Below are 12,957 nucleotides of genomic sequence, written 5' to 3' on the forward strand. Positions count from 1 at the left end.
ATAATTTGGGCAACTTTTCCGCCTTCCGTTCCCAATCTTTTTGCCTAACCTTTCCAGCCACAAAAAAGGATTTCCACTCAAGTCGGGTTGCGTTAGATTCGCTGTTTCAATTTTATTTTAAATTAAAAGTCTTCGACTCCGCTCAGACTGACAATGTATAAATAAAACAATTGGTATTCGAATTGTCACACTGAGCATTTCGGCTTCGCTCAATATAAACTCTGTCGAAGTGCTTTCCGCAATAATAAGAGCAACTGCTTGCTGGTAAAATTAAAAAAAATAACAACTTGCGCAATCGATTGCATAAAATAAAGATTTACATATTCGTAAAGTCTGATTAATGCTAATCAAATTAAAATTGAATAAGTTCTTTTTAAACAAAAAATTCCGATTATTTGCTCAAATTTCTTTAATTTGCAATGCTAAAAATAATTTCAACAATGATTATTCAACCAAGAACAAGAGGATTTATATGTTTGACGGCACATCCAGATGGCGCACTTCAGGCAGTTAAAAATCAAATAGAATATGTAAAGTCCAAAGGTGCCATCAAAAACGGACCAAAAAAAGTTTTGGTAATCGGTGCTTCTACAGGTTTTGGACTTTCTTCCAGAATCACGGCGGCTTTCGGTTCCGATGCGGCAACAGTTGGTGTTTTCTTCGAGAAACCAGCTTCTGAAGGTAAAATGGGAACTGCAGGCTGGTACAATTCTGCCGCTTTCGAAAAAGAAGCGCACGAAGCTGGACTTTATGCCAAAAGTATCAATGGCGATGCATTCTCAGACGACATCAAAAAACAAACAATTGAATTAATTAAAAAAGACTTAGGTCAGGTTGATTTGGTAGTTTACAGTTTGGCTTCTCCAAGAAGAACGCATCCAAAAACGGGCGTTGCACATTCATCAGTTCTTAAACCAATTGGGCAAGCTTACACCAACAAAACTGTTGATTTCCACACAGGCGTAGTTTCTGATGTGACGATTGCTCCAGTTGAAAACGAAGAAGATATTCCAAACACGGTTGCCGTAATGGGTGGCGAAGATTGGAAATTCTGGATGGAAGATTTGAAAGCGGCTGGTGTTTTAGCTGACGGTGTTCAAACGGTTGCCTATTCTTACATCGGCCCTGAACTGACTTTCCCAATCTACAGAAACGGAACCATCGGACAAGCGAAAAACGACCTTGAAGCGACTGTGACTGTTTTAAATGATTTATTGAAAGACCTTAACGGAAAATCTTATGTTTCTGTAAACAAGGCGTTGGTAACTCAGTCTAGTTCTGCGATTCCTGTAGTGCCATTGTATATTTCTTTACTGTATAAAGTGATGAAAGCGAAAGGAACGCACGAAGGAACAATCGAGCAAATTCAAAGACTTTTTGCTGACAGACTTTACACGGAAAATGGCGAAGTTCCTTTGGATGAAGCTGGTAGAATCCGTGTTGACGATTGGGAAATGGCGGATGATGTTCAGGCTGAAGTTGACAAGTTGTGGAAAGAAACTACTACTGAAAACCTTTCTGAAATCAGTGATATTGCTGGTTACAGAAAAGAATTCTTCAATCTTTTCGGTTTCGAAGTTGACGGAATCGATTATGAGAAAGATGCTAATGAGAATGTTCAAGTTCCAAGTATTGAAGCTTAATTAAGACTAAGAGATAATAGACTTATTAGGTTCTTAAAATAAAACAAAAACGGCTACTTTTTCAGTAGCCGTTTTTTTATTGTTGAGACTGGGATTTTATTTCTTTTTGTTTTGCGTCGTACTCGTGAAGCAAGTTATGTTCTGGCGTTTGCTCGATGGCATGCATTATTTTGTCTAGGATTTGAGTGGCGGACTCATTATCATAATCAATGTCTAAAGCTTGTTTGAACTCCAACGTTGGCTTTACTCCAGTCACTTTTATCTTTAATCCTTTCTTGTCAAATGCTCTTCTGAAACCATTAATTTTAATGGGGATCACTATTGGTCTTTGGTTTTTAATCAGCTTTGCAGTTCCTTTTCGGCCTTGTGCGTAAGCGGAAGTTGTTCCTTGCGGAAATGTGATGACCCAACCATTATCAAGCGCTTTCATAATGTTTTCGACCTCGGTGAGATCTACCATTCTGTTCACGTTTTGACCTTCGGCTCTCCAAGTTCTTTTTACAGTAACGGCACCAGCAATTTTGAAAATCCTTGCAAGAAGTCCTTTGTTCATCGTTTCTTCTGCTGCGACATAATAGAAATCTACTTTTGGATTGAGAAGGTAAACTGGATTCTTGATCGTATTATGAAAACCATTATTCACCGAGCAAAAAGTATGATACATCGCGGCGACATCGGCAAAATAAGTCTGATGATTGGAAACAAACAGCACGTTGCTGTCCGGAAGATCAGCCAGATTTTCTGTCCCTGAAATTTTGAGCTTATTGAAGCCATTGAATCTCCGGTAAGAAACCAATCCAAGAATAAAAATAATAAACCTTTTCAAAACATAGATGTTTCCAAAAGAATCGGTAAAAATATTTTTTTTTGCCATTGATAATTAATTATAATTTCTAAGGTCAGAAATTACTGCAAAATTAGACAATTTTTAACAAGTTGCTAAACTCGCTGAGAATCATTGAAGTAGCGCCCCAAATGATGTAGCCATTAAAATCTATCACGGGAACTTCTGCACCGTTTGTAGATGGCAAAACCATATTTTTTGGCTGGTCGGGAAGACTTAATAAAGATGAAATTGGAAACTCTATCAATTCCACGGCTTCGCTTTCCTGAAGGAAAAATTCTGGATTCTTTTTGGTGTAAGAAACAAAGGAATGAACATAGAAATTACTTGGCGGAATGTAAATCGGCGACATTTCGCGGATGATTCTGACGTAATGTTCATCAATTCCCAATTCCTCTGAAGTTTCACGTTTTGCGGTGTGGGCAAAGTCCAAATCTTCTTTTTCTCTTTTTCCACCAGGCAAGGATATTTGTCCGCTGTGTCTGTCTCTTTCGTTTTGAGAACGAACAATCAATGGAAAATGCCACTCGTTATTCTTAAGATAAAGCAGAATGTTGACGGCTGCAAACTTTGGATTCCTTGTCAAAATATCTTCGTAACTGAACACAGGACGATAGGGCGGAGAATAGATTTTGTGCGCATTTTCGCCCAATAATTCCGCTTGTTTGATGTCTCTAAGTAAGTCTTTTCCAAAAATCTGCATATCTCAAAGATAAGGAAATTTGAAGTATTGAAGATGCTAATTCCACATAAAAAAAGTCGCAAAGATTGACTTTGCGACTTTTGAATTTTATTAATTGAAAATATTTTAAAGCGTAATCCCACGTCCAGCGTAGAAATCCAGAACTTTGATACTGAACAGATAATTGTACTTTGCTTGAGCCACAGAACCTTGCGCATTAGCAAAATTGTTTCTCGCAATCGTCACATCATAAATAGTTGAACGTCCAGCTTCATAACTTTTCTCTGCAAAATCTAAGGCTAATCTCGTGCTTTTTTCAGCTTCTATCGCGGCAACATAGATTTCATAATTAGAATCAGCATTGAACTGAGCTTGCTGAATATCCTGCTTCAACTGAAACTTTTGTTGTTCCAAATTATTCTTCGCAATCACTTCATTGATTTTCGTTTGCTCCACCTGCAGTTTTGTAATTCCTTTGTTGAAAATCGGAATGTTTGCAGACAAACTTAGTTGCTGTCCAAAGTTTTCTCTGTATTGATCCGCAAAACTATGTTCCTTGATGTAAAGCTGTGGTGTTCCGCTGATGTTGTTGGTATTCAGTCGGTTGTTGTAGAAACTTCCAATTCCAGCCGTGGCAGAAATCGTGGGGTAAAAATTGGTTTTTACGACTTCGGTTTGAGCTTCTGCCGCTTTTATTCTTATTTCTGCCGCTTTCACGATTGGTTGAGAAGTGTAAGCAATATTAAGAACTTCTTCCACAGATTCGGTTTGAGGCGTCAATTCATCTGGGACAGGAATATCTACCACATCAAAAGTTTTATAATCCTGAAGCTGAAGAAGCTGAGCCATTGCAAACAATGCTTTATCAACATTGATTTGAGCTGTTTTCACATTCTGTTTTTCTCTTGCCAATGACGCTGTTGCTTCTGCTAAAACGGTTTGTGCAGTTGTGCCCACATCTGTCGTTATTTTGGCTCGGTCGTATAACCTTTGTGCATTTTCCATCGCACTTTCAGAGATTTTTTTGATTTCTCTGTTTAGCATCACGTTGAGATATTGCTGAGCAATTTGGAGCGAAATATTATTTTTTATGGTTTCAATATCCTGCAAACTTGCATCTAAATCGAAACCTGTTTTACGAATCGTTTTCTCTAATCTTCCATTGTTGTAAACCAAAATATTGGCGCCAACATTCGCATTATTATTGAAGTTATCATTTCTAATACTCGTATTCACAAACTGCGAATTTCCAAAACTAGCTGAGTTAGAAATCGTTCCGGAAACACCAGGCAAATATTCTCTCTTTGCCATTTCAAGATTTTTTGTCTGTACATCTTTGTTGTAAGCCTGTGCTTGGATTTGCAAGTTGTTTTTAATGGCATAATCCACACATTCCTGAATCGTCCATTTTTTCTGAGAAAATACCAAAACTCCGATAGACAAAAGCGAAATACAAAAAACTTTTTTAAGCATAAAAGAAAAATTATATACAATAAGACTTCAAAACATCCAAAATGTTACAACATAGTTTAAAAAATCACCATACTGTAATTTATGAAAAATTGTAAAATGGAAATTTTATTTTCGTTACCTTTATTGTTTAAATTTTCCTTTTTTTGACTAATTTTGAATTGTTTCTTTTTGATGGAATTAGTCACTAAAAGAAATTTTCACATTATAATTTAAAACTTTAAGACAATGAACCTACAATATATACACGATAACAAAGGAAATGCAACTGCTGTTATTATCCCGATTGAAGAGTGGCAGTCTTTAAAGGAAAAATATGAAGGTCTGCAGGATGAAGAATTTCAAAATTTTGATATTCCAGATTGGCATAAAAAAATATTGGATGAGCGTTTGGAAGATTATCGCAAAAATCCGAACAGTAATATGGATTTTGATGTAATGATGAAAAGTATTAGAGAGAAATATAGTTTATGAGTTTTGTCTTCGAAAATAGACCTAGAGTCTATGATGATATTATAGAAGCTGTAGATTATTATTTCACAATAAATCCCAGTTTGGCGGTAGATTTTTTGGACAGAATAGAAGAAGCTAAGACCAAAATACTTAATACGCCCGAAGGTTTTGAAGTAAAACGTCCTCACATAAGAACCGTCCTTTTGAAACAATTTGATTATCATATTTATTATACGATAGATGGATTTCAAATTATTATTCTCGCAATTTTGCACGCGCAAAGCGGACAAGAGAAAATTGATGAAATTTAAAGATTTTATTAAAAAAATTATTACAACATTTAAAAACAATAAAGCTATTCACTGAGTAGCTTTTGTTATTTTATAATCTTAAATGGAAAATCGGAGCTAAAATATGATACTCAATCATTCAACCTTTTCAATAATATTTCTTAATTAATGTAACAAATTGGTATTCGGATTTACTTATATGTAAAATCCAGACAATGTCTCATCCGATTCTGAAAATAGAAGATGTCAACAAATCTTACGATACAGGTAAGAGCAAACTTCACGTGCTGAAAGGTATTAATCTTAATATCAATCAAGGTGAGTTTGTTTCTATTATGGGAAGTTCCGGTTCCGGAAAATCGACTTTGCTTAATATCATCGGAATCTTGGATGAAGCTGATAACGGAATCTATGAGCTTGATGGATTTCCTATCAAACATCTTACAGAAGTAAAAGCGGCGGAATACAGAAGCCGTTTCATTGGATTTATTTTTCAGTCATTTAATTTGATTAATTATAAAACGGCGCTGGAAAATGTGGCGCTTCCACTATATTATCAAAATGTTTCCCGAAAAGAAAGAACCCAAAAAGCTCTCGAATATTTGGAAAAAGTAGGTTTGAGAGAATGGGCAGAACATCTTCCAAGCGAGCTTTCCGGAGGACAAAAACAAAGAGTTGCGATTGCAAGAGCATTAATCTCCGAACCAAAATTAATCCTTGCTGATGAACCAACCGGAGCGCTGGATTCCAAAACGACGCACGATATTATGAAGTTGCTTCAGGAAATTAATAACGAGGGAAAAACAATTGTTGTTGTAACTCACGAAAATGATGTTGCAGCGCAAACCAAAAGAAATGTTGTCCTGAAAGACGGCAGAATAGAAAGTGATGAATTCATTAAGCAAATAGTACTTTAAAACTGGATGATGGAAGTTTAAAAATTGAAAATTTAGAGATTACGAAATAAAAAATAATGCGACAAGCGGGCAACTTCTAACTTCCTGCTTCTAGCTTCCAACCTAAAAAAATATGTTTGATTTAGACCGCTGGCAAGAGATATTTAGTTCCATTCGCAGTAATGTATTGCGGACGGTGCTTTCTGGTTTTACAGTTGCGCTGGGGCTTTTTATTTTCATTGTTTTATTTGGAATTGGAAATGGTCTTAACAACTCATTTGCGAAAGCTTTCACGAGAGATGCTACCAATCTGATTATGATCTGGGCTGGCAAAACCACAGTTCCTTACGCAGGATTACAATCGGACAGAACCATTACTTTTAACAATGATGATTTCGATGCCATTGTCAAAGAAAGTGAAGGGAAATTAGAGTACGCGTCACCAAGATATCAAACCAGTCTTACCGTAAAATATGGTAAGGAAAGCGGAGGATACCAAATCAATGGTGTTTTGGGAGATGAGAAATTTCTTGAAAACAGAACGATGATTGATGGTAGATACATCAATGAACGAGATAACGAACTGAAGCAAAATGTAGCCTCCATCGGAAGAATGGTTTGGAGAGATTTGATTCGAGATGGAAATCCGATTGGGAAAGATTTGGAAATCAATGGAACGATGTTCAAAGTGGTTGGCGTTTTTTCTGACCCAGGCGGTGATTGGGACGAGCGGCATATTTCTGTTCCGCTTTCCACACTTCAGCAGATGAAAAAAAGTTCTGATACAATTAGCACCGTGATGCTTTCTTATAATCCCAATATGACACCGGAAGAAGGTGTAAAATACGGCGATCAACTAGAAAAAAACATCAGAGCAAGACACCAAATTTCTCCGGAAGATCAGCAAGGAATCAGGATTAATAATAATGCGAAAAACACGCAGGATTCATTTGCTTTCTTGTTTGTGATTACCATCGTTGTAGGATTTATCGGGCTTGGAACGTTGTTGGCGGGAATCATTGGAATCAGTAATATAATGGTTTATATCATTAAAGAAAGAACTAAGGAAATTGGTGTTCGGAAAGCAATTGGTGCAAAACCAGCCGGGATTGTCGCCCTGATTTTACAGGAAAGTATTGTGATTACAGTAATTTCCGGAATTATAGGCGTGGGATTGGGCGTTTTGACTTTAAAATTAATTGGAAATAATCTGGAAGAATACTTCATCACAGAACCGTCCGTAGGTTGGGGATTGATTGCGGCAGCATTTTTCTGTCTTGTGCTTTCTGGCGCAATTGCAGGATTTGTTCCGGCTTACAAAGCTTCGAAAATTAAACCGATTGAAGCATTAAGAACAGACTAAAGAAACAATAGTAGAGAACAAATAATCAAGACAATAGATTCCAAAACTTTCAACTAAGAATCATCAACTAAAAAATGAATATACTTTTCAAAAGAGATACTTGGCAGGAGATTTATTATTCCCTTCGGAACAATAAGCTCAGAACGTTTCTTACGATGATAGGCGTGGGTTGGGGTATGTTTTTGTATGTGAGTCTGCTGGGTGCGGCAAAAGGAATGGAAAATGGATTCAACAAGTTGTTTTCCGGCTTTGCAACCAACTCGATTTTCCTTTGGCCACAGAATACCAATATTCCTTACGAAGGTTTTGCGAAAGGCAGAAAAATGGACCTTCATCTAAAAGATATCGAATACATCACGAAGAAAATACCGGAAGTTGATTATATATCGCCGCAGAGTGTGAGGGGAAATTTTGGAACGCCAGGCGAGCAGATTTCCCGAAACGGAAAGAAAAATACTTATATGATTACGGGGGATTTTCCGGTTGGTAATCAGATTTCTAAGAAAAAATTATTATTCGGAAGGTATATTAATGATGCCGATATTCAGTCCAAAAAAAATGTGATTGTAATAGGAGAGGAGATTTATAAAAATCTTTTCGATGCTAAGAAAAACGAAAATCCAATTGGAAAATCGGTCAATTTGAAAGGCATATTTTTCAATGTCATAGGCGTTTTTCGAGTGCCAAGAGGTGGCGGAATGGAAAATGACCAATCGGCTTATATTCCGTTTTCAACTTATTCTGGGATGTATAATGAAGGTGATAAAGTTGGTTTCTTTGCGATTGTTGGAAAACCCAATGCAGAAGCTTCCATTGTAGAAACCAAAGTGAAAGATGAACTTAAAAAAATCAATCACGTTTCGCCAGAAGATACCAATGCATTTGGAAGTTTCAATCTTGCAAAAGAATTTAAAAAATTGACGGGATTCCTTACAGGGATGCAGTTACTGACCATTACTGTGGGAACGTTGACGATTTTAGCAGGCGTTATTGCGATCTCAAATATTCTATTGATTACAGTAAAAGAAAGAACCAAAGAAATTGGAATCAGACGTGCTTTGGGTGCAAAACCAGCTGAGGTGAGAAATCAGATTTTGCTGGAAAGTGTTGTGATTACTTTGTCATCCGGATTGCTTGGATTTCTATCGGGAATTTTCCTTTTGATCATTCTGAATATTGCGACAATGAACAACGATGCTTTTCCTTTCAGCAATCCAACGGTTGACTATGGTAATGTATTTTCTGCAATGGGAATTATGATTTTCCTTGGACTGATTATCGGCTTGATTCCAGCACAAAGAGCGGTAAAAATCAAACCAATTGAAGCTTTGAGAAGCGAATAACGAATAATAAAAAATTAATAATAAACTATATTTCTATATAATGGAAAAAGAAAAGAAGAAATTTACATTCAAAAAAGCAATTTCCATATTTCTGGGATTACTTTTTGCAGTTGCTGTGATCGGTGGAATCGGTTATCTTATCAAATCCAATTCGGCTGAGAACGAAGTGTTTCTTACCAGAAAACCAAGCATCAAAAATCTGGATGACAAGGTAATGGCAACCGGAAAAATCGAACCTCGCGAAGAGATTGAAATCAAACCAAACATCGCCGGAATCATCCAAACAATCAATGTGGACGAAGGCGACAAAGTACAAGCCGGACAGTTGATTGCAACCATCAGAATCGTTCCGAATATCACGGAAGTGAATAATGCGACAATGCAGGTCAGCAATTCTCAAATCCAATTGACCAACGCGAAAGTGAATGTTCAAAATCAACAGAAACAATACGAAATGCAGGCGAAGTTGTACAAGCAAGGTGTGATTTCTAAACAGGAATACATCACGGCGCAACAGCAATTGGAGACAACAATTCAACAACAAAAATTGGCTGCCCAACAACTTAATGCTTCGCAAAAACAATTGCAAATCGTAAGAACGGGAGCAACGCCAGAACTTCAAAGTATGGCAACCACTCAGATTCGTGCAAAAGCTGCCGGAACGGTTTTGGAAATTCCTGTGAAAGTCGGAAGTCAGGTGATCGAAGCTAACTCTTTCAACGCTGGAACTACGATTTGTTCTATCGCAGATCTTAATTCATTGATTTTTAAAGGTAATATCGATGAAGCACAAGCTGGAAAATTGAAACAAGGAATGGATATGAGCGTTGTAATTGGAGCTTTGCAAAACAAATCTTTCCCGGGTAAATTAACATTGATTGCACCAAAAGGAACGGAAGAAAGCGGAACGATTAAATTTGCTGTGGAAGGCGATGTTTATAATAAAACAGGCGAATACATCCGAGCTGGATTCAGTGCGAATGGAGAAATCTTATTGAGTTCTAAGAAAAATGCACTACTTTTAGATGAGTCATTGATTCAATATGAAAAGGGCAACAACAAATCCTTTGTAGAAGTGAAACAACCGAATGGCGGTTTCAAAAAAGTGTATGTTAAGTTAGGCTCAAGTGACGGGATCAATGTTCAGATTCTTTCCGGAATCGATAAGAATGCGGAAGTGAAAGTTTGGAATCCATCAGACAAAGACAAAGAAGAACTGAAGGAACAAAAGAAATAGATAGACCTTTAAATTATAATTGTTAAAAAGATCCGTCTCGTTTTTATAGCGAGACGGATTTTTTGTTTTTATAATTAATGCAAAAAATCCTGCAAAATAATTTGCAGGATTTTTAATTTTATGATAGAGATCCAATTATTATATTGGTCCTTGCTCATCACCGCCAGTTGCATTGGAGTTGATGTCTTTTTTACGCTTAGGTTGATCTACTTTTTCCCCTTGTTTGAATCTATACGTCAAAGAAACCGTGAACTGTCTTGGTTGCCATTGCATATACGTATCTCTTGTACTGTTGGCTGTGTAAGTAGTTGCCTGCATCGCTCTTGTGTTGAAAACATCCTGAATGTTGAAGGCAATAGTTCCATTTCCGCTCCAGATAGTTTTGGAAGCACCAAAATTGATGGCATACATTTCTTTTCTATGTTGGAATTCCGTTTTCGTAGCACCTCTAAAGAAACCTTGAACTTGGAAATTTAATGTTTTATCAAGTTTAAAAGTACTTGTCAATCGACTTCTTGTGGAAACTCCGGTTCCGTTAAAATTGGCTGTACGAACAATATCATTTAAATCTTGATCCAATGTATCATACAAAGTACTTCCTTTGATATTATATCCAAAGACATCCACATTTCCCATAAACTTCAACCAACTGGTCGCATCCCAATTGAAATTAAGATCCAAACCATAAGTTTCTTCTGATCCAAGGTTGATTGGTCTTGTGTGGAATTCTATCCTTTTTCCCGTTTGTTCGATTCCTGCATCATCCAGATATTTATATTCAATCGCTTTATTGTAAACCAACATTTTGGTGTCATCAGTTTTACGCTTATAATATAAAGTCGGATTGATCGTGAATTTTTTCTTAGAAATACTGTATCCAACTTCGAAAGAGTCAACATAAGCAGGATTAAGGTCGATGTTTCCATCAAAAATATTCTGATTATCGCTGTAGCTCGGATTTGGAATCAAGAAAAATCCTCTTGGTCTGTCAATTCTTCTGGAGTAATTTACCAATAATTGATTGTCCTTAGCAAACTCATAGCTCAAGAAGATGCTTGGGAAAAGATTGTTATAAGTTTTCTTATCGTTTACAATGGGTGGTGTGTAACCTGCAGATCCAGGAGTTAAAAGATTTTGATAATCAATTGTTACATTGGAAAGTTCATTTCTAAGTCCCACTTGATAACCTATTTTTCCAATTTTACTTTTAAATTGTAAGTAGAAAGCATTGAATAGCTCTTTATAATTAGCATCATAAGTATACAAAGGTAACAATGCTAAATTTTGAGCAGATGTACCTTCCAAAACATTATTGTCATAGCTATTATCATTGGAATCCAAACGGTAGCCAGCCTCTAATTTTGAAATTTCACCAATTGGCAATTCATAATCAAGTTTTGCAACGATGTTTTGATTCTTAGTTTTTTGATTGATAATGTTTTCAAGGGAAGTTGCAGGATTGAAATTCTCGTATTCCAAGATGTTTGTATCATTGTTGGAACGGTTTCTCTGTAAACTTAATGATAATGATAAGTTCTGTCCTTTGTCATCAAATTTATGATCCAAACCAAAATCTCCTTGGAAAGCCAAGTTGTTATTAGTCCCAATATTTCTTCTCAAAGTATAAGTGCTTGGCGCATTCAGTAGTGAGAAATTATAATCAATATTTCCAACATTGTCGCTTTCAAACGTTCTTACAGTTCCGGAAGCATTTACCGAAGTTTTATCATTGATGTCATAAACAATCCCAGCCGTCGCATTGTAGTTGCTGTTTTTGTTTGTGATTTCAGAATTTTGACGAGATTCTAATTGATTTCCAACTATCGTTACGTCGTTATAGATATTGGTGTTTCTGTTGGTATTTTTAGATTCTCTGTATCCGCCTCCGCCATTTAGAAACCAAGAGAATTTTCCTTTTCTCCAGCTAAGACTTGTATTAAGATTGGTTTGAGGAAGATAACCAAGCGTTCCGATCACACTTCCGTTGAAACCTGTTTTTTTGTTTTTCTTAAGGATGATATTCAAAATACCAGCTGTACCGCTCGCTTCAAATTTCGAAGAAGGATTCGTAATCACTTCAATTTTTTCAATTTGATCTGCCGGAATACTTTGCAACGCATTTGCACCATCATCGATTCCAAGTAGGGCAGAAGGTTTTCCATTGATCAAAAATCTCACATTGGAGCTTCCTCTCATAGAAACTGTTCCGTCCGTATCCACAGAAACTGAAGGTACATTTTGCAAAACATCCTGTAAACTTCCACCTTTGCTCACCAAATCCTGAGAAGGGTCGTAAGTTTTTTTATCGAGTTCTACTTTGTAAGGTTTTGTAGTTGCTGCGGTAATTACAACACCTTGGATATTGGTAGTGTTATTAAGATTGGCTTTCCCATCAGATGTGATCACAAATGGCGCAATGGCTCCTGCTTTTTCAACCCGGATGGTTTGAGTGAATTTTTTGTAATCTACCGCTTCTATGCTTACGTCATAATTTCCTGGCGCCAAGTCCAGCTTGTAATTCCCATCCACATCTGCCAAAACAGCATCGCTTAACTGTGAATTTTGAGTATTCTTAAAAGTGACAGATGAATAGCCAACACCACCATTAGCGTCTTTTACATTTCCCGAAATATTCACTTTCTGCTGCGCCATCACAAAGCTAGCTGCACCTATTGTCAAAGCTAAACCAAAAGCTCTCTTTTGAAATATACTTACAATTTCCGTTCGTTTCATTCT

11 protein-coding genes are annotated in these 12,957 nt (G+C 36.6%); 7 read left to right on the forward strand and 4 right to left on the reverse strand.

The annotated features are described in order from the left end of the window. Nucleotides 1–440 precede the first annotated feature (440 nt). Nucleotides 441–1,643 carry an enoyl-ACP reductase FabV gene (gene fabV / locus B0I22_RS13310; RefSeq protein WP_133945674.1) on the forward strand — a complete coding sequence of 401 codons (1,203 nt, stop codon included), beginning with the start codon at nucleotides 441–443 and terminating at the stop codon, nucleotides 1,641–1,643. A gap of 76 nt (nucleotides 1,644–1,719) precedes the next feature. Here the strand turns inward: fabV and B0I22_RS13315 are convergent, their stop codons facing one another. The 3 genes from B0I22_RS13315 to B0I22_RS13325 all read right to left on the reverse strand — a co-directional run bounded on the left by B0I22_RS13315 (nucleotide 1,720) and on the right by B0I22_RS13325 (nucleotide 4,642). Next, nucleotides 1,720–2,517 carry a lysophospholipid acyltransferase family protein gene (locus B0I22_RS13315; RefSeq protein ID WP_133945676.1) on the reverse strand — a complete coding sequence of 266 codons (798 nt, stop codon included), beginning with the start codon at nucleotides 2,515–2,517 and terminating at the stop codon, nucleotides 1,720–1,722. 43 nt (nucleotides 2,518–2,560) lie between these two features. Continuing rightward, nucleotides 2,561–3,190, reverse strand: coding sequence for an NUDIX hydrolase (locus B0I22_RS13320; RefSeq protein ID WP_133945678.1), 630 nt, complete (start codon nucleotides 3,188–3,190; stop codon nucleotides 2,561–2,563). A 105-nt stretch (nucleotides 3,191–3,295) separates the two neighbouring features. Next, on the reverse strand, nucleotides 3,296–4,642 hold the full coding sequence (locus tag B0I22_RS13325) for a TolC family protein (RefSeq protein ID WP_133945680.1): 1,347 nt from the start codon (nucleotides 4,640–4,642) through the stop codon (nucleotides 3,296–3,298). A 225-nt stretch (nucleotides 4,643–4,867) separates the two neighbouring features. On the opposite strand from B0I22_RS13325, the gene B0I22_RS13330 reads away from it, so the two are divergent. The 6 genes from B0I22_RS13330 to B0I22_RS13355 all read left to right on the forward strand — a co-directional run bounded on the left by B0I22_RS13330 (nucleotide 4,868) and on the right by B0I22_RS13355 (nucleotide 10,221). Continuing rightward, entirely contained in the window at nucleotides 4,868–5,113 is a 246-nt protein-coding gene (locus B0I22_RS13330; RefSeq protein ID WP_133945682.1) for an addiction module protein, read from the forward strand. Continuing rightward, a complete protein-coding gene (locus tag B0I22_RS13335) occupies nucleotides 5,110–5,403 on the forward strand; it encodes a type II toxin-antitoxin system RelE/ParE family toxin (protein WP_133945684.1) in 294 nt (97 codons plus the stop codon). The genes B0I22_RS13330 and B0I22_RS13335 overlap by 4 nt, the downstream gene beginning before the upstream one ends. A gap of 206 nt (nucleotides 5,404–5,609) precedes the next feature. Beyond that, nucleotides 5,610–6,299: an ABC transporter ATP-binding protein gene (locus B0I22_RS13340; protein ID WP_133946565.1), complete on the forward strand. Its 690-nt coding sequence runs from the start codon at nucleotides 5,610–5,612 to the stop codon at nucleotides 6,297–6,299. A 112-nt stretch (nucleotides 6,300–6,411) separates the two neighbouring features. Next, entirely contained in the window at nucleotides 6,412–7,641 is a 1,230-nt protein-coding gene (locus B0I22_RS13345; protein ID WP_133945686.1) for an ABC transporter permease, read from the forward strand. Nucleotides 7,642–7,715: 74 nt separating this feature from the next. Next, complete coding sequence (locus B0I22_RS13350) at nucleotides 7,716–8,984, forward strand: ABC transporter permease (RefSeq protein WP_185145348.1); 1,269 nt, start codon at nucleotides 7,716–7,718, stop codon at nucleotides 8,982–8,984. A gap of 40 nt (nucleotides 8,985–9,024) precedes the next feature. Then, nucleotides 9,025–10,221, forward strand: a complete 1,197-nt coding sequence (locus tag B0I22_RS13355; RefSeq protein ID WP_133945688.1) for an efflux RND transporter periplasmic adaptor subunit — start codon at nucleotides 9,025–9,027, stop codon at nucleotides 10,219–10,221. A 138-nt stretch (nucleotides 10,222–10,359) separates the two neighbouring features. Here B0I22_RS13355 and B0I22_RS13360 read toward each other — a convergent pair whose 3' ends face one another. After that, nucleotides 10,360–12,954, reverse strand: coding sequence for a TonB-dependent receptor domain-containing protein (locus tag B0I22_RS13360; protein ID WP_133945690.1), 2,595 nt, complete (start codon nucleotides 12,952–12,954; stop codon nucleotides 10,360–10,362). Between the last annotated feature and the right edge of the window lie 3 nt (nucleotides 12,955–12,957).

The organism is Epilithonimonas xixisoli, assembly GCF_004365655.1.
Classification (GTDB): domain Bacteria; phylum Bacteroidota; class Bacteroidia; order Flavobacteriales; family Weeksellaceae; genus Epilithonimonas; species Epilithonimonas xixisoli.